Genomic DNA, 24093 nt, shown 5'->3' with positions numbered 1-24093 from the left:
ACCATCAGGATTTGATCCGCTGGTCTATCCAGGAAGTCCGGCGCATCGCCATCAGACTCGCTCAGCGTCGCATAAACCCCGCCTACGTCATCGCATGGTCATGCTGGAGGCGCGCCCATCAGGCGGCGGCTCGACGAGCTCATCTCAAAACTAAAATGCAACTGTAATGCTAGTAAGTGGTGAGGTAATGCCTCCTTAATGGACGAGTCACAATTCTAATGAAAGTGCTGTCCGGAGGGTCGCTGTCGCTGGTCGATGGTCGAGAAACTGCCGTCGCCGTCTATTCTACTGCACTTGGCTTGCATTTTCGCGCGCTGGAGTCCAAAACCCAGCCGAAAAGACGGTGGCGCGCTGTGACGCCATCAAAGAACTTGGGAAGAGCCCCATTGATGTTAGAAAAGTTCATCAACAGAGCCCAGCGTAAGCTATTGATTCGGCTTCTAGCCGAAAATTTTGCGAGCCAAGGTCCGTGGTACGGCATTGCTATTGTGGCTATGGTAGTTGTGGCCTGCATGACCTCTGCCAGTGCTTGGATTATGCGGGATATTGTCAATGCGTCTGTAGTCTCGAAAGACATCGATCGCGTGTTTTTGGTCGCGGGTGCAGTAGCGCTCATCTTTGCAGTCAAGGGAATCGCAACATACGTACAGTCCATTTTTCTTAGTAAGGCCGGTAACAATATCATTGCTAGAACGCAGACGAGGCTTTTCAATCAAGTTCTGAAGCAGGGCATCGGCTTCCATTCGAAGTATCCGTCGTCGGAGCTTTTGATGCGCATCACTAGCAATGCGCAGGCGGCGAGAGCGGTTATCGATCTTGTAGTAACATCGTTCGTTCGCGACGCGCTTTCGCTTATCGGTCTTGTTGCGGTCATGGTCGTGCAACAGCCCATGCTATCTCTTATGGCCGCTGTGATTGGCCCATGCTCAATCTTGGGTGTGCGGGTACTCACGAAAAAGGTCCGCAAGATCATGGAGCAGGAACTCGCCTCGCTGGGAATGATAATTCAGAACGTTCAGGAGACAGCAACCGGCATAAAGGTTGTCAAAGCTTTCGGCCTTGAGCCTTATATGCGGCAGCGCATGGACAAGTATGTCGGGGATGTGGAAAAGCGCGCTAACAGCATCGCTCGATTGGAGGCAGCGTCAAGTCCTGTCATGGAAACGCTATCCGGCTTTGCAATCGCAGGCGTCGTTGCAATAAGCGGCGTGTGGGTGTTGCAAGAAGGCAATACGCCAGGTGAACTGATGTCCTTCATCACCGCACTGCTTCTCGCTTACGAACCCGCGAAACGCCTCGCTAGAATGCGCATAAGCCTAGAGTCCGGCATCATCGGAGTGCGCATGATGTACGAACTGGCCGATCACCCAATTGACCTCAAAGAGGTTGAGAACGCAATCGAATTGCGAGCCGGTGCGGGCGAAGTGAAATTCGAAAAAGTGTCATTTTCTTATAGCCCAGGGCATAAGCTGTTTGATCAATTGGATTTAGCCTTTCCCGCAGGCAAGACTACGGCGTTGGTCGGCGCGTCCGGCGGAGGCAAATCTTCGATCATTAATCTTATCATGCGCTTGTACGACCCAGAGCAAGGTTCTGTTTCTATCGACGGCATTGACATCAAGCAGGTCACATTTCGCTCCTTGCGAGCAAGAATGGCATACGTAGGCCAGGACACGTTTCTGTTTAGCGGAACTGTAAAACATAACATAGCCCTAGGTCGGGAGGGTGCGACAGAAGACGAGATTATTGAAGCCGCCAAGGCCGCTAACGCCCATGACTTCATTGTCCGGCTTCCAAACGGCTACAATACCCCGGTTGGCGAAAATGGAGGCAATCTTTCGGGCGGTCAAAAACAACGAATTACGATCGCGCGAGCGATGTTGCGTAAAGCTGACATCCTCATTTTGGACGAAGCAACAAGTGCTCTCGACTCAGAATCCGAGGCTCTTATTCAAGAAGCGTTGGCTCGCCTAACAAGGGGAAAAACGACAATCATGATAGCGCACAGGCTTTCCAGCATCGCTGCAGCTGACAACATTATCGTTATGGAGGAGGGCCGTGCACTAGAGCAAGGCTCTCAAAGCGAGCTGCTTTCTCGCGAAGGAGCATTTCGCCGTCTATACGAATTACAGCTTCTCCCGCCTGCAGAAGCCGTGACCTGATCGCTCGCTCCGACAAGGCCACAATCGCGGAGAGGTGTCATACTGTGCCGAATGACTTTTCCACATTTGCAACCACACTGATATTATTTGGCTGGCGGAGCCGATTTTCTCCTAATATAAGGCAACCTACGATAGCGGGATGCCTGACCGCCCTGGTTGGGCTTACAAAGCCATAAGATGAGCTGTGATTTAGATGCAAATGCCATTGTGGAAGTTTAAACGAGAAATACAGCGGCTAGGCATGCAGATTAGTCAGATCCCGTGGCTTCTGTCTTCACGATTTGTTCGCTACGTATTTGACTGGGCATCAAGCAACTTTGTCAAAATCGACCAAGGGACTGCCACGCTTCAGGACAATATTGCAATTCTTCTCGTTTATCAGCCGCAGGGCATCCAAGCGTCGACTTTTTATACACTTCGTCACCTAATCCGTAACGGCTTCAGCCCGGTTGTCGTCTCGAATGCTAAGCTATCCAGCTACGATCTGTCGGCCCTAAAGAAAAATGCCTATTGCGTCATACAACGCCCCAATTACGGATATGATTTTGGTGGGTACAGACAGGGAATCCTTTTCCTCGCTGAAAAAGGTATCGAACCGGACAATCTCCTTGTCTTAAACGACAGTATTTGGTTTCCGCTCTCGGATACATGTGAATTCTTGAAAGAAGTGAAAGAGCAAGATCGCGATCTGTATGGCTTGGTGACTAATAACCGGTCCGACGACGAAAGAAGGCACCACGTTCAGTCCTATATGTTCAGTTTCAAAAAACGATTGGTCGCATCTTCTGTTTTTCGAGAATTCTGGAAGAACTTGTTCCTATCAAACAACAAGCACGCGGTAGTTCGCCAGTGTGAGATAAAGATGACTTACCATTTCAAATCGCGAGGTTTTTTGGTGGGATCGAAATTCAAGACAGAAGATGTGTATGATGCCATGTCAAGACTTTCTCGACATGAGTTGCAAACGGTCCTCAAATATCAAAAAAGTGTAGATCCTAAGCGATCTAGATTGATAAGCCGCTTTGAAACCCTTGAGAACCTCAAAGATTTCAAATCTCTGCTGGAAGAGCGACTGCTCGGAAAATACTTTTTAATCGCTCATCCGCTCGTTTTACTTAAGTCGCTTCGGTGTCCTGTGATGAAAAAGGACAGGCAGGTCATTTATCAGCTTCAGCGCAAAGCTGTTTTTGACGAAAGCTTGGATAACGAACTGTCGGACGTGGTCCGGCGCGAGATGCTGATGCGCGATCATAAAGCGGCGGATTTTGAACCTGCCCATAATGACTTGATTGAGAAAGCGAGGGTGCCTGACCTTCGTTCGGGAGGTTCTGATGGACGGCTCTGAAACAAAAGATAATCGACGAATGAATGGCTACTCAGGTATCGCCTTTACAGCCATCGAGGGCGTCGTGGCGATCACACCGCCGCGCTTCGGGGATCATCGGGGTTACTTTTCAGAAGTATTCAAGGATGCCTGGTTCCGCGAGAATGTGGCGGACGTCACGTTCATCCAGGACAATGAATCGCTTTCGGCGCAGCCCGGCACCGTCAGGGGGCTGCATTTCCAGACACCGCCCTTCGCGCAGGGCAAGCTGGTGCGATGTCTCGCGGGCCGGATCATGGATGTCGCGGTCGACATTCGCACGGGCTCGCCAAGCTTTGGCAAATGGATATCTTGGGAGCTCTCGCCGGAAAACGGCGCACAGCTCTGGGTGCCGGCGGGCTTCGCGCATGGATTCGCAACGCTCGAGCCGAACAGCGTCATCAGCTACAAAGTAACCGCACCCTACAGTCCGCAGCATGATCGCGGCGTCGCATGGAACGATCCGGCGATCGGTATCCGCTGGCCCGTGGACGAGAAAGACATCGTTCTGTCCGACAAGGATAGGTCGCTGCCGCGCCTCGCCGACGTGCCGAGCCACTTTTCCTATTCACGAACGCACCCGAAGGATTGATCCACCATGCGCATATTGGTTACGGGTGGTGCGGGTTTCATCGGATCGGCATTGGTGCGCTATCTGGTCGGCGAGATCGGCGCGGAGGTGCTGAACGTCGACAAGCTGACCTACGCCGGCAATCTGGCGTCGCTGAAATCCGTCGAATCGGCCCCAAACTATCGATTCCTGCAGGCCGACATCTGCGACCGCGCCAGGATGCAGGAGGCGTTCGGCACCTTCCGCCCGGACATGGTGATGCATCTCGCCGCCGAGAGCCATGTCGATCGATCGATCTCCGGCGCCGCCGATTTCGTCCAGACCAACGTCGTGGGCACCTTCACCCTGCTGGATGCTGCACGGCACTATTGGGATGGGCTCGAGGCCAAGCGCAAGAGCGCCTTCCGTTTTCTGCATGTCTCGACGGACGAAGTCTACGGCTCGCTCGGCGACGAGGGCCTCTTCGAGGAGACGACGCCTTACGATCCCTCCTCGCCCTACTCCGCCTCCAAGGCCGCAAGCGACCATCTGGCAATTGCCTGGCACCGCACCTACGGCCTGCCGGTCGTCGTCTCCAACTGCTCCAACAACTACGGCTCCTACCATTTTCCGGAAAAGCTCATTCCGCTGATGATCTTGAATGCGCTGGAGGGCAAGCCTCTGCCGGTCTATGGCAACGGCGCCAATGTCCGCGACTGGCTCTATGTCGAAGACCACGCCCGGGCGCTGTTCACGATCGCCTCCAGAGGCCGCCCAGGGGAAAAATACAATGTCGGCGGCCGCAACGAGCGCAGGAACATCGATGTCGTTCAACGCATCTGCGCGATCTTCGACGGCATCTACAAAGACAAGGCGCCGCATGCGCACCTGATCGCCCATGTCACCGACCGGCCAGGGCACGATGCGCGCTATGCGATCGACGCATCCAAGCTGGAAGGCGAACTCGGATGGAAGGCGCAAGAGACCTTCGAAACCGGGATCGAGAAAACGGTGCACTGGTATCTCGAAAACGCGTGGTGGTGGAGGCCGCTTCGCGAAAATGTCTATTCCGGTGAACGCCTCGGCATTTTCAAGGAACGGTGACAGATGCGCATCGCCGTGACGGGTAAGCAGGGCCAGGTTGTCCAATCGCTGCTGAGGCGCGGTGCCGAAAAGGGCATCGATATCATCCCGGTCGGACGCCCGGAAATGGATCTCGCGGACCCCGCAAGCATCGCGGCCGCGCTGTCGGATCTGCGCCCAGACGTCATTGTCTCGGCGGCCGCTTATACGGCCGTCGACAAGGCCGAGAGCGAGCCGGAGCTCGCCTTTGCCGTCAATGCCGCAGGCGCCGGCGCCGTTGCCGAAGCAGCCTCCAAGATCGGCGTTCCGATCATCCACTTGTCGACCGACTACGTCTTCAGCGGCGACAAGCCGTCTCCCTATTCCGAAGAGGATGCGACGCGGCCGATCTCCGCCTACGGGCGCTCGAAGCTCGCCGGCGAGCAGGCGGTGGCGGCGACGACCCCCAACCACGTCATCCTGCGCACAGCATGGGTCTATTCCCCCTTCGGCGCCAATTTCCTCAAGACCATGCTGCGCCTTTCCGAGACGCGCGATCATCTGCGCGTCGTCGCCGATCAAGCGGGCTGCCCGACTTCAGCGCTCGATATCGCCGACGCGATCCTCGCGATCGCCGCCCGTATCAAGACGGACCCCTCGCCCTCCCTGCGCGGCACCTTTCACCTCACCGGCAGCGGCGAGGCGAACTGGGCGGATTTCGCCGAAGCGATCTTCGCCGAGCTTCATAAGTCCTGCGGCAAGAGCATCGGCGTCGAGCGCATCACGACGGCGGACTATCCGACACCGGCCAAGCGCCCCGCCAACTCACGCCTGAGCGGGGACAAGCTGGCCAGAACCTACGGGATCCGCCTGCCCGACTGGAAGCAGTCCATAAAAGTCGTCACCCAAGAGCTTTTAACAAAGCAATTTAGAGAGAGAGCATGAAGGGAATTATTCTCGCCGGCGGCACGGGATCGCGGTTGCATCCGATCACCCAGGCTGTCTCGAAGCAGCTGATGCCTGTCTATGATAAGCCGATGATCTACTATCCGCTGACGACACTGATGCTCGCCGGCATCAGGGAACTCCTGATCATCACCACACCCCATGACGAGGAAGCCTTCAAGCGCCTTCTCGGCGACGGCTCGCAATGGGGTATTTCGCTCACCTATGCCGTACAACCGAGTCCCGATGGCCTTGCCCAGGCCTTCATCATCGGCGCCGATTTCGTGCATGGCGATAGTTCCGCGCTGGTCCTCGGCGACAACATCTTCTATGGGCACGGACTTCCGGACATCATGAAATCCGGCACGAGCCGCCGGGAAGGCGCAACCGTCTTCGCCTATCACGTCACCGACCCGGAACGCTACGGCGTGGTCGGCTTCGACGCGAACAGGAATGCTCTCTCGATCGAGGAAAAGCCCAGGCAGCCCAAATCAAACTGGGCGGTGACCGGTCTCTATTTCTACGACCAGCAGGTGGTCGAAATCGCGGCCAACCTGAAGCCGTCACCGCGCGGTGAGCTGGAGATCACCGACATCAACCGCATCTATCTTGAGCGCGGGCAGCTCTTCGTGGAACTGATGGGCCGAGGCTTTGCCTGGCTCGATACCGGCACCCCTGACAGCCTGCTCGAGGCTGCCGCTTTCGTCAGCACGCTTGAGAAGCGGCAGGGCTTCAAGATCGCTTGCCCCGAGGAAGTCGCCTGGCGCATGGGTTACATCTCACAGGACGACCTCGTGAAGCTCGCTGAAAAGCTCGGCAAGAGCGCTTACGGACAGTATCTGATGACACTCGATCGCGAGGAGCGACTTCGATAGCCACTTAGGCTGCGGTCAGGCGAGACAAAGTTCGACCCGGAGCCATGAACTGGAAATGCTTCCGTTCGGTAACGGCGCACCGTGGCCGACCGGAACGCCCTGGATCACACGGTCAGATCCACTTCCGCAAAATGCTCCTATATGTGCGGTTGGGAGCGGTTAGTACGTTTAAGGCGGCACGCACACGATCCATGGGATGCTCAGATTCTGGATGAGATTAGGCATGAGGGAACAGCGCGGAGCCTCTTGCGCCGCGCAAAAGCTCGATCGGATCATTGGGATGCTGCCGCCGCCGATATTGAGAGGATGATGGCGGCAAACGAACGTTGCCATTTGCAATCTCATCCCTAGGCTGTATTAAGCACAGGCGGCGTCTGTTGCCGTTGCGAACGTGCTGAGCCTCCTATGCACCCACGAAATTCCTTTGACGCACTCCGGCTTCTTGCGGCACTGCTTGTTTTTCACACCCACCATTATGTGCTCAATGGAATACATGAGCGCAACCTGCCTTGGATCGGAACTGCTTATTCTGGTGCTGGTGTCGGAATGTTCTTTGCGATCAGCGGCTACCTGGTGACGAAGAGCGCCAACCGAGATCCGGCAATCTGGTCATTTCTTTGGAAGAGAGCCCTTCGAATCATGCCGGGCCTCACTGTAAACATCCTCTTTACAGTCGCTCTCGGCGCGTGTTTGACCACATTGACGCTTAGCGAATACCTGACATCAACGGTCACCCACAAATATATCTATCGGAACATTCTGATCGCCTTTCAGGAACCGTTTTACGAATTGCCTGGCCTCTTCAAGGACAACCCCGCGTACGGCGTAAACGGATCGCTATGGACGCTGCCATACGAGATATCCTTTTATTTTGTCGTAGGCCTGGTTTTCTTCTGCACCAGATCCCTGGCAATTAGGGCCGCCGCGATATCGCTTGGCTTGCTAACCTCGTTCATCCTCATGATGACGCGAATCTACTTCCCAGAAACGAATTTCCCTTTTCATATTTGGAATTGGATTGCGACCCGCCCGTTGGCAGCTCCAGGAATTATGTTCTTCTTTGGTGCGGCCACCGCCATGGTTAGTATATCAAAGCCGCTAAACTCGATCATAGGGCCGACGGTAGCTATATGCTTCTTTCTGCTGTGGGGCGATACCTCAATAGTTTCCGCTTATGTCGCCTTGGCTGCGGCGACTATATTGATTGGAGAAAGCAAGCTTTTTCCCCTGCCGAAGCGACTAGGTGACATGTCCTACGGCATTTACCTGTATGCTTTCCCGATACAGCAAGCATTTATTCAGGCGATAGGGACAGGGCACTTCTTACTCAGCTACGCCTTGTCCCTGACGGCGACTGTCGCATTGGCGGCTGTGTCATGGCGCTTTGTAGAGAGACCTACCCTCCGACTGAAGGGCCTGCGCTATAGGCGGTACGATGCTGCCGCCGTGCCTGCTGAATAGACGCATTATTAGTTGTCGTCGTTGTCGATACGAACACGTATGGGCGTGTAGTCCTTCAAAGTCGTTGTTGTCGTATCTTTCGTATTGACGGTCAGCTCCACCTCCACAAGAGATTCCTGAATATTCGGCTGGGAGCGGTAAGTACATTTAAGGCGGCAAAGCTCACCTTGATCAGTGGCGTTGCTTGGGTTCGAAGTACAGCTGCCTGAGCCTTCAAACTTAATCTTTCAGTCCATGGAACTGTCGTGAATGCAGTGATGGTCCTCACATAGTCATCCACTATCTCGATGAGTTCCTCTTTGTGCTGCGCCATTCTCAGTTCCTGCGGGGAACGTCTCTGCGTCAGAGCTCTTCGAGCATCACGCATGATTTTCCTGGTGAACCGCTTGGAAATCAGATCGCGTATGTAGAACGTTTGACTATCGGGGTCATCAGGAAATAGAGCGCAGAGTTTCTTGACGTATTTCAGCCGACTACGACTCATCAGAATGCTGAAGGAGGTGCTGTTGGTGTTCATACACCAAACCGTCACCGGGCAGTCCACAAAATGGTTCGTGTATCCGCCTTTAAAGATCCTCAGGAACAGATCGTCGTCTTCGTACCCTGTGAATTGTGAATCGAAGCCGCCAACCCCCTCGAAAGCTTGCCTATTGATCAACGCAGCAGAAGGGAGAACGAACAGATCGCGCGCAATCAGGTCATTGAGGTTCCGCTTCGGATGCTTGCTACTGTCTTTGACAATGGCTGCCCGAGTAATTTTCCCGTCGTCACTTGCTCTGGACACGTCACCGTACACCCAACCGAACTGTGGGTCGGTCCAAGGTACGGCATCCAGAAGAACTTCGATATGATACTCTATAAAGAAGTCATCTTGATCGAGAAAACAGATAAACTGAGACTGGGTATGTGCCACCCCGTAGTTCCTGGCGGAACCCTGACCACCGTTCTCCTTGCGCAGGACCGTGAAACCCATCCGAAAGGCAATTTCGTCGAGCTTGCTGGCTTCCTCAGCTGTCGAGCCGTCATCCACGACGACAAGCTCGGATGGCTTTAATGTTTGCGCGTAGACACTAGCAACGGACCGTTCGATATACCGTGATCCGTTGTAGTACGGGATCACGACGGCGACTGTTGCTTCCATCATTTTTACGCCCTTGCTCTTTCGTGGATATGCCATGTGCGACAATTGCTGACGCAGGACTTGGATACAGGCAAACCGCAAATTTTTCCACCTAACGAAGTCAAGGTGCGCGAGGTTGAGCTTTGCAAATGCGCCCTTGCTGTCTAGTCAGGCGGGAAACCGTCGCGAAGCTTGAGCAAAAGCGATGCAGCGCGCTTCACCCACTCCCGGCGGACATTCGCGATCTGCGTATACTCCGCCAAACCGCGCAGTCTTCGGAAGCTGGCGCGGTTGATCAGCCTAGTACACCCAGGCTGTCTGCGCGGACCGAAATGAGCTTCCGGTTGTCCTCTCCCGGTATTTCTACGACCGTGCGCCAGGATGGTGCGGTTTCAGTCCGGGTCAGGACGCGATCTGGGAGAACTGCACCGAGTGGGACGATCGCATCCTCTGGAATTGCCATGGCTGGCCGGAAGTGCCACGCGGTATAGGCAAGCAGGCCAGCTTCGAACAAAGATACGCCGAGTGCCTCAGCAAGGGTCGGCAGCACTTTTGGAAGCACATAGGCTAATTCAAGACGTTCGAAACGGTGGCGTACGCCCTGTGATGCCGCGGTTTGCTGAGCGGCATGTTCGGAAGACACAGACCCCCCGCTTACTCTGTAGGAGTAGAGAGCTTTCTCAACCATAGCCGGCTTAAAGAAGCGTAGCCACGTGCCCCATAGCGCATAGTCCTCGCAATGGCGCACAGTGCCTGACGATGGATAGCCTCCAAGCGCGCGATAGATCCGTCTGTCAGCGACGATGCTGCCGTGTGGAAAGGGGCAGCCGTTTTCTACAAAGAAACGCAGTATCCCGCTCCAGTCGCCTGGCCGAACGTGCCGGTCGATCTCGGCCCCGCGTGTATCAACGCGCACCATGCCGGTTGCTGAGATTGTCAAATCCGGGTCTTCTATGAACTGGGCGACCTGGGCTTGAAGCTTTCCATCGAGCCAGAGGTCGTCGGCATCTATGCGTGCGATTAGCGGTGTCTTTGCTGCGGCGATCCCGGCGTTAAGCGCGCCGACAATACCGCGATTCCGGTAGAGCCGAAGCCAGCGGACATGTCTCGCTGCCGGCCCCAACTGATGGGCAAGCGTCTCAATCGGAGTCGGGCTACCGTCATCGACAAGAAGTATTTCGAGCAAGCCGCCGTAGCGCTGATCGACAACCGACTCGAGCGCTTCACGCAGAAGCCGGGACTGTGTCACCGACACGTGCCGAAAGAAGACCGGTAGCAAGACGGAAATGGCGGGCAGTTCAGCAATTGTGTTCACTTTATTCATTTCAACATGTCTCGGCTTCTGAGGAGCAACCCAACTTCGACCTCGTCGAAAGCGGAACGATCTTGCGCAGGGAAGGCGAGAATGTCAGCCCAGAAGGTATCCCTCGACAGTGTGCGGGCGGCCTCCTCCGCACGCTGTCGCACCTTGCGCGCACAGGATCTGAAATGCTTAGGATCCTGCTTGTCCCAGGCATTGCCGTCACCGATCAACCGGTATTCCGAGACGACCTCGGTCAGGGGAACGGCCCGTACGCCTGCTCCCAGCAGCTGGACAAGAAAGTCGTGATCTTCGAGGTAGTGCATGTCCTCGGCGAAGGTCACGCCAGCTTCCAGGACGGCATCAACCCGGACCAGAAAGCCATTGAAGGTGATGAAATTGCCTGCGAGAATCGAGTGCCACGGGCGTGGTTCGTGCTGGACATAGGGTTCACCATTCTTGGGGAGTGCGTTAGCCATGCCATAAGCCATGTCGACCCCCGTCAGCTTGATCAACCGAGTCAGCCGTTCGGCGAAGTCGGGAAGGAAATGGTCATCATCGTCGAGAAAACATAGCAGGTCGTAGCGCGAGGCATTCGCCTTAAGATGGTCGAGCGCCACGTTGCAGGGGTAGCCGCGTCGGCGGTCCAGCTCGCCCGCTTGCAAGATGATAGCAGGTCGGTCGCAATGCTCCTCGCTCAGCTCGGCCGGCAGTTGCTGCCTCACGAAGTCCACCGTTTCGCGATCCCCGTGGACCACAATGCAGGGCGTCGTGGGCAGCGCCTGTGCCCGTACAGATTCGAGCGCGGCGGCGAGCAGATCTATCCGATTGCCCTGCGTGCGCATGACGCAGAATATCTCGGGGCAATCGGGCAAGGCTGGGCGCATCACTCGTTTCGCAACAAGCCCCATCGTCTCGTTCAGGAACGCGGTACGGACCGCATTGGTGAGCTGCTCCTGACGCGCTATACGACTGACGGATTGCGTATTGGAATGCCAACGATACCGATAGAGGTGCCGTGGAATGCGACGGATCTGCTCTCGCGCAGCGGCACGCAGGAGGAAATCGTAGTCTTGCACCCCGGAAAAGCGGGGATCGAAGCCGCCGAGGTCCTCATAAAGGTCGCGGCGGAACGCGATCATATGTCCTCCGACCATGCCAGCTTCGAACGCATCGACGAGCTCATGGTGCGCTCTGCGTCGCCGCAGTTCTTTGCCCTTGTCATCAATGTCGATCATCAGGGAGGAGAAGTAACGGCATTCTGGTGCCTCCTCTATCGCGGACGACAAAGCGTCCAACGCATCGGATTCAAGCATGTCGTCGCAATCGAGAAGCACTATCCAGGTGTTTGCAGCCGTCGATATCCCGCGATCAAGCGCACGGGTTATGCCGTGATTCTTGCCGTCCGAAACTACCCGGACGCGATCATGGATGGCTTTGGGAATGCTGTTCAGCAGCGTATCGTTGGCAATTGACGGATCATCGTTGACCATGACCCATTCGAAAGGCTGGGCAGTCTTTGCTGCCAGTGCCGCTATACTCTTGGCGCAATCGGCAAAAAAGCCGATATGGGCAAAAAACGGTGTCACAATAGAGAACGCGAGCGGGCCGCTCTGCGGCAGCGCCATGGATTTCGGAGCCGCCTTCAAGCGGTTTCGCACAAGCGCAGCACTGCCGACCTGCATGTGGAGGGGCGTCAGTGGCTTTACTAAATCCGACGGGAAGTAACGTTTCAGGATCGTCCGGGTTTGCTGGCTATACTCGTCCATCGGCAAGTTGTCGTCGACGATAGGGGCCGTCTGCGCTACCCGATCAGATGACATATAGCGCCGGGGATTGCGCTTGTTTGCCGAATTCCTGAACCGGACCGCTCGGCGTTCGGAGATGGGCTCGACGAGCCCTGCCGCCCAATAGGAAAGGCGTCGGACCAGGGCATCCCTAACCGGCAGCCATGGTTTGCGCAAGTTCTTTGTAAGAGTGTCCTCGAGCATGGATAGGCGCGCCTGCGCAGCCTGACGAATGGACCGCTCCTGCTCCGCTTCAGCTTCGAGCCTCGCCAATTCGCCTTCTTCCTCCTCCAGAAGCGCGAGAAGACGCGCCTTTTCACTTTCGCCTTCGGCAAGCATGTACTTCAAAAGCGACACCTTCGTGCCGAATTCGCTATTGGCATCCGCCTGCTTCGGTAGGTTGATACGATCCTTCCAAAGCTTTTCGAGATAGCTTTGGTAACCGTCAGGCGACTTTTCGTTGGAGCTCATTAAGGACCTCTTGATCCGATATCATACAATCCAGTCTGCAAATCGGAGTGGGGTGTTGGGCATGCAGAACAGGTTTTCACCGATAATGACGAAATCTCGATCCGCTTGCAGTAGACGCCGCAAAACTGGATGTGACGAGCGTGCTCGAGGGATCATCCAATCGTGGAGTTCGACGATGACTAGCGGCACTTTGTTGATCCACTCGCATTCCGCTGCAAAGACTTCCGCTTCAGCTCCTTCGATGTCGATCTTGACGATGCATGGCCGGCCGACATCAGAGAAGGTGTCGAAAATCTCATCAATCGTTACCGTCGGGACATGGATTGCATTCGAAGATCCGTTTGGTTCCGTCGTCTGATATCCCCAGTTCCCGCGACCGTGATCGCTGATCGCGACCCGGCCCGGCGCACCTGAAAGGGCCACAGGTAGCGGCAGTACGGGTAATCCTTCGGTGTTTGCCACGAGCAACTCGACGTTACCGGGCTCAGGCTCAACCGCCACGATCAGAGCGTCTGCCACTTGGATCGCGAAGGCGATCGCAGAAAGACCGATATTGGCGCCGGCATCTACGATCAATGGACGCCGACCCAAGCTGCGACAAGCTAAAAGCCATCCGCGAAGCTCATCCATGCGCGGCAGTCTACTTAAATCAAAGGCGTCATCTATGAAGATCTGTCCGACCAGCGCGGTGTCGCTCGAATCGCGCCGCAAATACAGGTATCGGTCGACACCCGCAACATCGATAAGCAATGCTTCCAAGTCGGGTTCATTCATAAATTTCTCATTTCCACGCGCTAAAATTCCAGTGCCCCGCATCCTGGGCGACCAATGTCTTTTGACTACTCTAGCTCATTCATCCTGCCAACATATTGCGATTGGGAAGTCAATCTTCTAATCGCATTCACCAAACCATTTATCTTATCGGGTCCGAAATGAACTGGGAGCGAGTTGGCTGGTCGGTACGCTTCCGTTTAACCCATTCAACATGCGCACCATCAGCCCACTTTTTGCTTCCTTTTTATATGAAAATGCGCCCTACGCTGCGAGTGAAGGTCTCGGCCGACCTTTCCGCCCAGATCGCTGCCTCGGCTGGATCTCGGATTAGTTTTTTATTGTCGCTCAAACTCTACCAGAAACAGTATCCCGTTCCCGAGGTATTTGCGTTTCGGGGTTTAGGCAGATCATAGCGAAAAATCCGCCTTCTATGCGCCAGTGGCATCATGCACGCGGATACTTGATCCACGCTCGACTGGATGCCATAGAGCCGGAGGGGAGGTCTAGCAGACGGACCGGCCAACGTGCGAGAACAAACTCGTATTCACAGCTATCGAGAGCAAGATGGAAAATAAGAACTACCTAAACGACCTTGAGCCCGATTATGAGCTAGACATCGCTTTGCAGATCTTCAAGCGCAACGGATATGGCGGGATACCGTATTCCGACGGGAGTGAAATAGAGGCCCGGTTAGAACGGATCGTTGCAGAGACGGTGGATCGATCCGTGCTTTCCGATCCTCTTAGAGAGCACTGCACAGACTGGGTAACGACCTATCACCTATCACCTATTCGGGCAAACATTGTTCGTCCGTTTTCAAAAGAGTTTCCTGGAGCGGATGTCCTGGAGATTGGGGCGGGATGCGGTGCAATCACTCGCTTTCTTGGCGAGAGCGGAGCGCGCGTACTCGCCCTTGAAGGCTCAATCCGCAGGGCGCGAATTGCGAGACTGCGGACTCTGGAACTTGAAAACGTAGACGTACTCGCAGAGCGTTTTTCGGACTTCAAAACAGAGAGACAATTCGATTTCATCACCCTGATCGGCGTGCTCGAGTACGCCGGTCTGTATTCAGAGGCAAAAGATCCTGCAGCGGATATGCTCGAACGGATTCACAAGCTGTTGAAGCCCGGCGGCCGTTTAATAATTGCGATAGAGAACCAGCTTGGGCTCAAATATTTCGCGGGAGCGCTTGAGGATCACTTAAGTCAACGAATGTTGGGAATTGAGGGTAGATACCAGCCTGGTGGGGTACAGACCTTCGGTCGCCAGGAACTGGAGCGACGGGTTCTGGCAAGTGGTTTCGTTGAGACTGAACTTCTACTTCCGTTCCCAGACTACAAGTTGCCAACATCGATTGTGACCGCGACCGCCTTCGGCCTGCGAGATTTCGATGCAGCCGCAATTGCCGCGCAGAGCGTACGGCGCGACCCTCAACTGCCGCAGCAACCTCTTTTTGCTCCCGAGCTTGTATGGCCTCAAATTGCAGCCAACGGCATCGCTGCCGATCTATCAAACTCTCTGCTCTTGATAGCCTATGCAAGCCCTCAGCCAGCTAGAAAATTTGGACCGATTGCATGGCATTTTGCAGCGGGTCGAAAAGGCAATTACTGCAAGCAAACCACCTTCGAACAGCAAGCTGATGGTCAGATTCTTGTGCAGAACCATCGACTGGGATCACTGGTAGAAGATGATGACGCCTCAAGTATGCGCTTTTGTCCCGAGCCTGAGGCACCCTACCTTGTCGGGCAATTACTGTCCGAGCAGTTCCTCTCGATCATAGCTAACGACGGTTGGAAGATCGAATCGGTAGCCAATTTCTTTCAAGCCTACCGCACGATAGTGCACGACGTTTTGAGCAGGGAGGACGGGAGCTATCAGGCCGTCCCTCTAGGATATGACTTCGAAGTCCCTGGATCCTTTATCGATGCCGTACCTCAGAACCTTGTAAGAATGGAAAAGGACGGTTGGCGCTTCTTTGACCGGGAGTGGAGCGCACCCGAAAGATTGCCCTTTCGCTACCTTGTATTTCGGTCGGTCACAACGCTCGCCGGCCTTGTTACGACGATTGGGCGCTCGGCAGACCTTACAGTTGAGACATGGGGCGAGTTACTGGCTCACATTTTTGGTGCACTGCACCTGCCTTCTTTCGAAGCATGCCGGGATGAACTTGTCACGCGTGAATCAAATCTTCACGAATGCGTCTTTGGAACGGCATCCGATCACGCGATAAGGAACTTCTTCAACACAAGGTTGCCCGTTCGCAATGATGTTTTCCAACGGGTCGAAAGCCTCACCAATGAGGTTCATGGCAGGGACGCAACGATCCGCAGCCTCACCAATGAGGTTCATGGCAGGGACGCAACGATCCGCAGCCTCACCAATGAGGTTCATGGCAGGGACGCAACGATCCGCAGCCTCGACGCAGAGGCGGCATTTTTGCGTTCAGAAATTGAAAGACTGAACCAACTGTTGTCCAGCGCGCAGCGACTCGTCCATCGGGCTGGCAAGTTTCCTTTTTCCGCATATTTCCGTACGAAGAAGAAATACAGAAAAATTCTTCGGGAAATTCGTGAGGCGCCGTTTTCAAACCTCCCTCAACCGGCAACGCAGGCTAAGACGAGCGCAGTCGACGTACCACACCCCGCGGGCTACAAAGCAGAGATCCTCAAAGGACTTGTTCCGCAGGTAGCAGCACCGCCGATTTCATTGGAAAATCTCCCGCTGGAAAATCACGCCACACTGGCGGCAGACGCGCTTTGCAACATACTTGCTGACGCGCCCGGACCGCGCGGCACAATCCTCTCCTTCTCTCACGACCACTACCTCACCATAGCGGGCGGAACGCAACTCTGCATCGGCCTCGAAGAGGAAGCGGCGCGCGACGCAGGCTTCCGATACCTTCACGCGCATCCTCTTCGTGCCATCCCAACATTGGCGTCAAGCGAGACAGCGTCACTTCCAAGTCTTCGACTCTCCTTAAACGGAAGGGCACTAGGCATTACATCTCATCAAACTCTTGTTGAGGTGGTTGAGAGAATGCGAAACAAAGGGTCGGATATTCACGTCATTATCCATCATCTAATGGGACATGATAGCGACTCAATAGCTCAGGTCGTCACAGCAAGTGGTCGGAAGCGTTGTACATTGTGGCTCCACGATTTTTTCACGCTTTGTCCAAGCCCACATCTGCTGCGGAACAACGTAAGTTTCTGCGGAGCGCCCAGGGTCTCGTCGGCCTCGTGCAGCATCTGCGCCTACAGCGCGCTGCGGCGCGTACATTCGGAACGAATGAAATCATTGTTCAAGCAGTGCGATGTTGACCTGATTGCGCCATCTAACTTCGTCGCGGATCTCTTCCGCGCGCAATCCGATTTACCGTTTGCATCCTTGCGTGTACAACCTCACCTCGAAATCACGTGGACGACAAACGACACACCCAAAGATGTCAATGATCGTCCAGTTCGTGTAGCATTTGTTGGCATCCCGGCAAACCACAAAGGGTGGCCAAACTTTCGGGAATTGGCTCTGCACTTTCGGAACGACCCACACTACGAGTTCCTATATTTCGGCTCGTCTGCGGTGACCGACGGCATCAAGAGTGTGCAAGTCACGACTTCTGGAAAGAATAGAATGGCAATGACTAATGCGCTCCGGGAGGCAGACGTGGATATCGTTTTGCATACCTCGCCAACTCCAGAAACCTTTTCATTCACCGCCCACGAAGCAATTGCTGCGGGAGCTTTCGTGGTGACGAACTCTGCTACGGGAAACACTGCTCGCATGGTCGACCGGACGGGGCACGGTCTAGTGCTCAAGAACGAAGGTGACATCTTCGCAATGTTTAAAAGCGGCGAAATCCAGAGACTTGCTGACAAAGCCAGGCGCCTGCGAGCCACAAAGACAGCTAACGCGCGATACAGCCGCATGACTATCCCAACCATAACATCGGAATCGGCTTGATGACAGTTCACGCATTTACCAGCTTTTCCTTCAGCTACCTGAACCGTGCGCGTGTTTTGGCCGAAACCCTAAAGGCTCATCATTCTGATTGGGTGCTTTGGGCCATCATTACGGACCGGGAGCCAGACGGCTTCCATTTCGATTTGACTGACGAGGCGTTTGACCGAGCTGTAACAGCCGAGGAGCTTTTTGGTGAGGACACCGACCGCTGGCTCTTTGGAATGGACGTAGTAGAGGCCTGCACCGCAGTAAAGGGACGCGCCCTTCGCCATATCATGGGCGAGCCGGATGCTGAGAAGATACTGTATTTCGATCCAGATATTGCTATATTCTCAAACCTCCAAAGTGTCGTCGATGTACTCGATAATGCGTCCATAGCTCTCACACCGCATCAGAGCGATCCTGAACCGCGCGACGCAATTCAAGCGATTATGGACAATGAGATTAGCGCGCTTCACTACGGTGCATTTAACCTTGGCTTCTTGGCCGTTCGAAATGATCCGGAAGCACGCCGTTTCGCCGAGTGGTGGGACGACCGGCTGCGCGACTGGTGTCACGATCGCCTCGACATAGGCGTATTTGTTGATCAGAAGTGGTGCAATCTGGTGCCCTGCTTCTTCGACAATGTAAGAGTAGTTCGCGACCCCGGCTGCAATGTCGCCAGTTGGAATCTCAGCCAACGACATATTGCGACTGATGAAGAAGGTTCGATTGTGGTGAATGGCTCGCCGCTCAAGTTTTACCACTTCACGAAGCTTGGTCCTGTCGGGGATGAAATGACCAGGCGTTACGCTAAGGACAATCTGCTGGTATACGAGATTTGGTGGTGGTACTCCCAGCGCGTTCTTGCGCTGACAGATCAGCTTATTCCCGAGCGCTATTGGGCCTACGGGACCTTCGTCACAGGAGACATCATTCCAAAACAAGTGCGCGAACGTTATCGCGCCGACTCAAGCCTACAATCTGCGTTCCCTCAGCCTTTCGGAACCGAGTTTCGAGCGTGGGCGCGCTTATCGTTTGGCCTCTAGCGGTGGGTTTTCATGTCATGCTATCTCCACAGTATCCCATCGTGACCCGCCCCGGTGGATCTGAATGGCTCTGTGTAGCTGACGTGCTCCCTGGAATGTCCTCGCTTTGAGATTAGTCTGTTCTCCGGAGATGGAGACAGAGAATGAAGCGATCCCGTTTCAAGGAGCACCAAACGGGGTTGTCGGCTGTTGAGCTGTGCTGCAAATACGGTGTCAGCGACGCGACCTTTTACAAGTGGCGCTCGAAGGATGGCGGCATGGACGTGCCGGAGGCCAAGCGCCTGAAGGCTCTCGAAGACGCGAATGCCAAGTTGAAGGGCCTTCTCGCCGAAGCGATGCTCGATGTATCGACGCTGAAGGAAATGCTCGGAAAAAACTTCTGAAGCCCGGCTCAAGGAGGAACGCCGTGAACTGGGCTATGAGGGAGAAAGGCTATTCACAGCGCCGCGCTTGCGGTCTGGTCGACATCGACCTGCGTGTCTTTCGCTATCGGTCGACGCGCGGCGATGATGTCGCGATCCGCACGAGGCTAAACGAACTGGCCAGCAAAGGCGTCGCTTCTGCTACCGTCGCCTGCATATTCTGCTCAAGCGGGAAGGAGTCGAGATCAACTGGAAGAAGCTGTATAGGCTTTACAAGGAGGAGCGGCTGACCGTGCGCAATCGCGGCGGCCGCAAAAAAGAGCGCTGGGAACGCGAGCGTCGATGGCAATCCCGCAGGCACCGAACCAGCGCTGGAGCCTGGACCTCGTGTCCGATGCTCTGGTCGACGGCAGGCGTTTCCGCATTCTGTGTGTCCTCGACGACTTCAGCCGGGAGTGCCTTGCTACCGTGGTCGACAACTCGCTGTCCGGCGAGCGTGTCGGTCGCGAGTTGGACGGGATCGCCCTCAGCACGGGCTATCCCTGCATGATCGTCTCGGACAACGGCACGGAGCTAACGTCGAACGCCATCCTCAAATGGCAGCAGGACCATGCTGTCGAGTGGCATTACATCGCGCCGGGCAAGCCAATGCAAAACGGCTTCGTGGAGAGCTTCAATGGACGCCTGCGCGACGAATGCCTCAACGAGCACCTCTTCAACAGCTACCGCTATGCAAGGAGGATTATCGAAGACTGGAGAAACGACTATAATCTGAACCGCCCGCACACGAGCCTCGGCGGCCTGACACCTTATGAGTTTGCAACCCGGTCCAGACAGGGCCAAAACCTGAACAGAGCTAACTTATAAATGCGGACCATCAGGAGAGCACGTCACCGCAAATACGGCGTAGGCAAGGCGACCCTCTACAAATGGCGCTTCAAGTATGGCGGCATCGAAGTAGACTAGGCGAGAACTGACGTCCTGGTGGACGTCGATCTACGGGTCTTTAGGTCTCTGTCGACGCGCGGCAACTATGTTTCCAAGCGGACGCGGCTGCGAGAACTGGCCAGAGAGAGGCCTCTTCTAGACTAAGCCCGCACTCTATCGGCAGCGGGAAATTTTTGAACCGCTCCACGAGCTGAAACGGCAAAGGTGGACCGCTAGCTTCGAGAGGTGAAATACTCACAGTGGCGGCATGACAAACTTAAGCCCAGTCTCAATCATTTCTAACACGACAACATCAGGATTGTAGCGCTCAACAAGGTCTTTACGAAAAAAACCATCTTGGCTATGCACAAATACAATAGTCTTAAAATGCTTTTTTAGAAGAGGGAGTAACTCCATGGCGAATGAATCGCGGATCAACAACAGCGTTCTGTCGCCCTCAGCATCTGTCGAAAAGACTTGAGGGGCCGCAGAATCTCGCCTCGGCGACAGAAATAGGGTGCGCTCCTCTTCATGCAAAGGCACGCTGGAATAACTGACTCGGGAAGTATCAACCCATTCTGCAATCCCCATCATCAGCGCCAGGTCGCGCGGGACGGCCCACGTCGGCGGCGTTGTGGTCGTGAAATCTGACTGTGGCAAAGCTTTGAGGTCTGGATACTGGGTAGAGATTCGGTCCATCAGCATTGAATAAGCGACGTAGGCTCCATCTCCCGTCCAGTGTGTATCAAACGGTCCGTAGAGTGGTTTTGCCCGAGCTCCTTTCAAAGCTTGACGCGGATCAACTAGGCTCGTTATACCAGCTGACCTCGCAGCGTTCACGAGGTCATCGGTTTCTGTGCCGCCTTCATTCACCAGCCACCCTGGAAGTTTTTCGGGGTAGATAGTATACTTTTGCGGAGCAATTAGCGTCACGAATAGCCCGCCCCTTCCAGCGATATATTCCTGACGGCGTTGGTATTCCTTTACCCAGCGCCGCTGTTCATCAATATCCACACGAGCCAAGCCCAGGAAATGTTTGAAGGACTCGTAGTTATAAAATAACCATCCATCTTCACCGACAACTACCCTACTAACGGTCGAGTAACCTAAGCGATACCGAGCCCAGTTTAGCCAAGCAATTAGATGCGCGCGGGGCGGAAAATGGTCTTGAGCAAATAGCTCCAACTCCTTGGTTGTCTCGCGGACAGAGCCCACCGAATGCGGAAATGTGGGGGGTTCCGCAAGCTGTCGATTCTCAGACAAGCCCGGGGGCGGGACAACCAAGAAAACTTGGCTACCACCAACAATGAGCCCAGAAAGAGCGGCGAGAACAATCCATCTTGATTTATTCATAAGTTAAAACCGAAAATAGAGAAATGGGTTCAAGCTGTTCCCAACCATCAGGGCAATACTCAAAATGAAACCAAGCAGCAGTAGTGCGACGGGCAGCGGGTGAACGAGTGCCGGTTGACGGTCCTGCTGGGACAGATCGAGTGGACCCGGGACGCTTTGAATCCCCAACTTGTTCAGGAGTCTCGGCACCACGGGAAACGAAAACAAGCAACCGAATAACAGCGCAGCGACGCATTCAGGTGTTAGCCATAGGCGAAGCGGCGTGACGTCTGTCGCCCCAAAACCCGCCATTGCTAACAAAAAAGCCCACGCCTGAGCGAAATCACGTGATTGAAAGAAAACCCATCCGACGACAACGACAAGCAATAGATACGTATGGCCAACAATCGGCGGCGCACGATTAAGAACCTTCTTCAGGCCAAGCCTTTCACAGATAAGGAATACTCCGTGAAAGAGACCCCAAACTATAAACGTCCACGCGGCACCGTGCCAAAGCCCTGTAAGGAAAAACACGACAAGAATATTTCGTATTGTCTTCCACAGTTTTACATGGCTTCCGCCAAGTGGAATATAGACATAATCTCTGAACCAATAAGACAGGGCCATATGCCATCGCCGCCAGAACTCGCCAATTGACCGCGACATATAGGGATAGTTGAAGTTTATTGGAAATCTGAAGCCCATCAAGAAGGCCAGCCCGATCGCCATGTTCGAGTAACCACAGAAATCAAAATAAATTTGAATTGTGTATGCGAGCGCGCCGATCCAGGCAGTGGTCGTTGACAGCTGCTCGTAAGGCACTGAAAAAGCGTGATCCGTGGCAACTGACACGGAGTTGGCGATCAAGACCTTTTGGCATAGGCCAACAATAAAGTACTGCACTCCAAGCCCGAATTTTTCTACTTCGAAAGAGCGCGATCGTAACTCTCCGGCGATATCAGAATATCGAACAATTGGACCAGCGATAAGATGTGGGAACATTAGGATATACGTCCCCAAACGGATAAAACTTCGTTCAGGGGCTATTTTGCCCCAATATACGTCAACCAAATATGATACAAGTTGAAATGTGAAGAATGAAATACCAATTGGAAGAGGAACACTGACAGAATCAAAATGTAACTTGAATATAAGAGAAATATTCTGCACTACAAAATTTGTATACTTGAAAAATAAGAGGAAGGATAAATTCGATCCCACAGCAACCATCAATAAAAATAATTTTTTGTCCGCAGTGCTAATTAGTTTGGCGGCAAACAAATTAAGTCCAATGAGGACAGCCAGAAGAAATATAAATTCGCCCTCACCCCACGTGTAAAAAATCACACTTCCCGTGAGGATGGCCGCATTTTTTTGCCCAACCATAAAGTAAAATGCCAAGAACACTGGTAGAAAATAAAATATGAATGTAACTGAACTGAATACCATGTGCGTTCCTTGGCGGTGTCGCACGCTTGCCAAATTTTGGCCACATGCGCCGGCGGCTTTTATCAAGCAGCATTGAACATGGCAACGAGTTACCGTTCCATCTACCATTTAACCTTCGCGGCCATGACCGATACTCCGTCGGCGGATGGACCTATCGATCATCCCGACCGGCAGTCTGCATTGCCAAAAGGCAATGCAAACTGCGCGCCGAGGACAGGAACCCGAGCAAGCCCCACCTGCAAAGCGCCCGGAATGCCCTCATAAAGAGCAGCGCAAACGTTAGGCAGCCAGCCAGTCCGAGGTGACGGACGATGGCGGGAATGATGGCCATGGTTCACGTCCCCCTTCGTTGCGATAGGGAAGCCCGCGCCCCATGCGCCAGATGGCGACGACATCCTGCACCGTGGCAAAGCCCGTATAGCTCGCCACCAGAACGCCGACGAGGATCAGCAGTCCGGAAGTAAGAGCCGGTTCAACCCGCTGTCGATCGCATCGACAAGACCGCCCAGCACCCAGCAGGCCCAGCGGAGTTGTCACATTATCGAGTGGAGAACGAACGACCGCTCTGCTGCCTGAGATCAGGCAATGGCACCCGTCACTATTTTCCAATGCGCCATGGCGCGGACACGATGAATGTGAGTGGCGAGAGCAGAGCGTTTCCGATGCGGCGGGACGAAAAGATTTCGGATTGCTGAGAAGACGGAGGTGAAGCGTTGCAAGCCGCCGACAGATCGAAATCCCTGCATCATCCGTTCCCGTTTTCGAAGGGGCACGTGAGAATTCTCAGATGGGGTATTCGGCCTGCCGCTGGCACCTGTCAATTTGCGATGAGGTGCAGCGGCCAGACTGATGGCACAATGAGGTTGCGGCCTCGAGCCTCAGTGGGAGGAATGCAGCATGAAACACTATGCGGGTTTGGACGTCTCGGTCAAAGAAACCTCCGTGTGCATCCTGGATGAGACGGGAAGGATTTGCCGGGAGATCAAGGTTTTCAGTCATCCGGAGGATCTTCTGCGGGTCCTGCAGGATCCCGCCTGGCGCCTGGCGCGGATTCGGCTCGAAGCGGGTCAGCTCTCGCAATGGCTATTCGACGGGCTGGCAGACGCCGGTTTGCCTGTTGTTTGTATCGAGACGCGCCACGCCAAAGCCTTTCTGAAAGCTCAGA

16 protein-coding genes and 3 pseudogenes are annotated in these 24093 nt (G+C 54.5%); 11 read left to right on the top strand and 8 right to left on the bottom strand.

Translation table 11 applies throughout. The features are described 5' to 3' along the window. Window positions 1-389 precede the first annotated feature (389 nt). The 7 genes from HGP14_RS33555 (at window position 390) to HGP14_RS33525 (ending at window position 8418) form a co-directional block, all read left to right on the top strand. Entirely contained in the window at window positions 390-2162 is a 1773-nt protein-coding gene (locus tag HGP14_RS33555; protein WP_168834108.1) for an ABC transporter ATP-binding protein, read from the top strand. 193 nt (window positions 2163-2355) lie between these two features. Beyond that, window positions 2356-3507, top strand: coding sequence for a rhamnan synthesis F family protein (locus HGP14_RS33550; protein ID WP_205927443.1), 1152 nt, complete (start codon window positions 2356-2358; stop codon window positions 3505-3507). Window positions 3508-3526: 19 nt separating this feature from the next. Beyond that, window positions 3527-4117 carry a dTDP-4-dehydrorhamnose 3,5-epimerase gene (gene rfbC, locus HGP14_RS33545; RefSeq protein ID WP_168834106.1) on the top strand — a complete coding sequence of 197 codons (591 nt, stop codon included), beginning with the start codon at window positions 3527-3529 and terminating at the stop codon, window positions 4115-4117. A 6-nt stretch (window positions 4118-4123) separates the two neighbouring features. Further along, window positions 4124-5179 (top strand): dTDP-glucose 4,6-dehydratase, encoded by a 1056-nt coding sequence (gene rfbB, locus HGP14_RS33540; protein ID WP_168834105.1) that lies wholly within the window; start codon window positions 4124-4126, stop codon window positions 5177-5179. Between the two features lie 3 nt (window positions 5180-5182). Beyond that, on the top strand, window positions 5183-6082 hold the full coding sequence (gene rfbD, locus HGP14_RS33535; protein ID WP_168834104.1) for a dTDP-4-dehydrorhamnose reductase: 900 nt from the start codon (window positions 5183-5185) through the stop codon (window positions 6080-6082). Continuing rightward, window positions 6079-6957 carry a glucose-1-phosphate thymidylyltransferase RfbA gene (rfbA, locus tag HGP14_RS33530; RefSeq protein WP_168834103.1) on the top strand — a complete coding sequence of 293 codons (879 nt, stop codon included), beginning with the start codon at window positions 6079-6081 and terminating at the stop codon, window positions 6955-6957. The genes rfbD and rfbA overlap by 4 nt, the downstream gene beginning before the upstream one ends. 405 nt (window positions 6958-7362) lie before the next feature. Next, window positions 7363-8418, top strand: coding sequence for an acyltransferase family protein (locus tag HGP14_RS33525; protein WP_168834102.1), 1056 nt, complete (start codon window positions 7363-7365; stop codon window positions 8416-8418). A 91-nt stretch (window positions 8419-8509) separates the two neighbouring features. Here the strand turns inward: HGP14_RS33525 and HGP14_RS33520 are convergent, their stop codons facing one another. From HGP14_RS33520 to HGP14_RS33505, 4 genes are all read right to left on the bottom strand, one after another. Next, window positions 8510-9562 carry a glycosyltransferase family 2 protein gene (locus HGP14_RS33520; RefSeq protein ID WP_246704742.1) on the bottom strand — a complete coding sequence of 351 codons (1053 nt, stop codon included), beginning with the start codon at window positions 9560-9562 and terminating at the stop codon, window positions 8510-8512. A gap of 271 nt (window positions 9563-9833) precedes the next feature. After that, the gene (locus HGP14_RS33515; protein ID WP_168834100.1) at window positions 9834-10862 is read right to left on the bottom strand and encodes a glycosyltransferase family 2 protein; all 1029 of its coding nucleotides are present in this window, start codon (window positions 10860-10862) and stop codon (window positions 9834-9836) included. Further along, complete coding sequence (locus HGP14_RS33510; protein ID WP_168834099.1) at window positions 10859-12466, bottom strand: glycosyltransferase; 1608 nt, start codon at window positions 12464-12466, stop codon at window positions 10859-10861. The genes HGP14_RS33515 and HGP14_RS33510 overlap by 4 nt, the downstream gene beginning before the upstream one ends. A gap of 651 nt (window positions 12467-13117) precedes the next feature. Continuing rightward, window positions 13118-13870, bottom strand: a complete 753-nt coding sequence (locus HGP14_RS33505; RefSeq protein ID WP_168834098.1) for an FkbM family methyltransferase — start codon at window positions 13868-13870, stop codon at window positions 13118-13120. 564 nt (window positions 13871-14434) lie between these two features. Here HGP14_RS33505 and HGP14_RS33500 point away from each other — a divergent pair. From HGP14_RS33500 to HGP14_RS33490, 3 genes and pseudogenes are all read left to right on the top strand, one after another. Further along, window positions 14435-17830, top strand: coding sequence for a methyltransferase (locus tag HGP14_RS33500; RefSeq protein WP_168834097.1), 3396 nt, complete (start codon window positions 14435-14437; stop codon window positions 17828-17830). Next, entirely contained in the window at window positions 17830-18858 is a 1029-nt protein-coding gene (locus HGP14_RS33495) for a hypothetical protein (RefSeq protein WP_168834096.1), read from the top strand. The genes HGP14_RS33500 and HGP14_RS33495 overlap by 1 nt, the downstream gene beginning before the upstream one ends. A gap of 137 nt (window positions 18859-18995) precedes the next feature. Next, window positions 18996-20087: pseudogene (locus HGP14_RS33490) on the top strand (IS3 family transposase); the annotation flags it as partial. A gap of 315 nt (window positions 20088-20402) precedes the next feature. Here HGP14_RS33490 and HGP14_RS33485 read toward each other — a convergent pair. The 4 genes and pseudogenes from HGP14_RS33485 to HGP14_RS33470 form a co-directional block, all read right to left on the bottom strand. After that, complete coding sequence (locus HGP14_RS33485; RefSeq protein ID WP_168834095.1) at window positions 20403-21500, bottom strand: alginate O-acetyltransferase AlgX-related protein; 1098 nt, start codon at window positions 21498-21500, stop codon at window positions 20403-20405. Between the two features lie 3 nt (window positions 21501-21503). Beyond that, the gene (locus HGP14_RS33480; RefSeq protein ID WP_168834094.1) at window positions 21504-22928 is read right to left on the bottom strand and encodes an MBOAT family protein; all 1425 of its coding nucleotides are present in this window, start codon (window positions 22926-22928) and stop codon (window positions 21504-21506) included. 279 nt (window positions 22929-23207) lie between these two features. Beyond that, window positions 23208-23357, bottom strand: coding sequence for a hypothetical protein (locus tag HGP14_RS33475; protein ID WP_168834093.1), 150 nt, complete (start codon window positions 23355-23357; stop codon window positions 23208-23210). A gap of 149 nt (window positions 23358-23506) precedes the next feature. Continuing rightward, a pseudogene (locus tag HGP14_RS33470) lies at window positions 23507-23716 on the bottom strand (IS6 family transposase); the annotation flags it as partial. Window positions 23717-23825: 109 nt separating this feature from the next. Here HGP14_RS33470 and HGP14_RS33465 point away from each other — a divergent pair. Then, a pseudogene (locus HGP14_RS33465) lies at window positions 23826-24093 on the top strand (IS110 family transposase); the annotation flags it as partial.

The sequence above is a fragment of the Rhizobium sp. P32RR-XVIII genome (assembly GCF_012641395.1).
In the GTDB taxonomy this organism is placed as follows: domain Bacteria; phylum Pseudomonadota; class Alphaproteobacteria; order Rhizobiales; family Rhizobiaceae; genus Rhizobium.
The sequence above is the reverse complement of the archived record's forward strand: the minus strand, read 5'-3'. Positions and strand labels throughout refer to the sequence as shown.

Bases quoted from the DNA above. Each gene is read 5' to 3' on its own strand.
- HGP14_RS33555 (WP_168834108.1), top strand. From the start codon at position 390: ATGTTAGAAAAGTTCATCAACAGAGCCCAGCGTAAGCTATTGATTCGG.
- HGP14_RS33550 (WP_205927443.1), top strand. From the start codon at position 2,356: ATGCAAATGCCATTGTGGAAGTTTAAACGAGAAATACAGCGGCTAGGC.
- rfbC (WP_168834106.1), top strand. From the start codon at position 3,527: ATGAATGGCTACTCAGGTATCGCCTTTACAGCCATCGAGGGCGTCGTG.
- rfbB (WP_168834105.1), top strand. From the start codon at position 4,124: ATGCGCATATTGGTTACGGGTGGTGCGGGTTTCATCGGATCGGCATTG.
- rfbD (WP_168834104.1), top strand. From the start codon at position 5,183: ATGCGCATCGCCGTGACGGGTAAGCAGGGCCAGGTTGTCCAATCGCTG.
- rfbA (WP_168834103.1), top strand. From the start codon at position 6,079: ATGAAGGGAATTATTCTCGCCGGCGGCACGGGATCGCGGTTGCATCCG.
- HGP14_RS33525 (WP_168834102.1), top strand. From the start codon at position 7,363: ATGCACCCACGAAATTCCTTTGACGCACTCCGGCTTCTTGCGGCACTG.
- HGP14_RS33520 (WP_246704742.1), bottom strand. From the start codon at position 9,562: ATGATGGAAGCAACAGTCGCCGTCGTGATCCCGTACTACAACGGATCA.
- HGP14_RS33515 (WP_168834100.1), bottom strand. From the start codon at position 10,862: ATGAATAAAGTGAACACAATTGCTGAACTGCCCGCCATTTCCGTCTTG.
- HGP14_RS33510 (WP_168834099.1), bottom strand. From the start codon at position 12,466: ATGGCGCTGCCGCAGAGCGGCCCGCTCGCGTTCTCTATTGTGACACCG.
- HGP14_RS33505 (WP_168834098.1), bottom strand. From the start codon at position 13,870: ATGAATGAACCCGACTTGGAAGCATTGCTTATCGATGTTGCGGGTGTC.
- HGP14_RS33500 (WP_168834097.1), top strand. From the start codon at position 14,435: ATGGAAAATAAGAACTACCTAAACGACCTTGAGCCCGATTATGAGCTA.
- HGP14_RS33495 (WP_168834096.1), top strand. From the start codon at position 17,830: ATGACAGTTCACGCATTTACCAGCTTTTCCTTCAGCTACCTGAACCGT.
- HGP14_RS33485 (WP_168834095.1), bottom strand. From the start codon at position 21,500: ATGAATAAATCAAGATGGATTGTTCTCGCCGCTCTTTCTGGGCTCATT.
- HGP14_RS33480 (WP_168834094.1), bottom strand. From the start codon at position 22,928: ATGGTATTCAGTTCAGTTACATTCATATTTTATTTTCTACCAGTGTTC.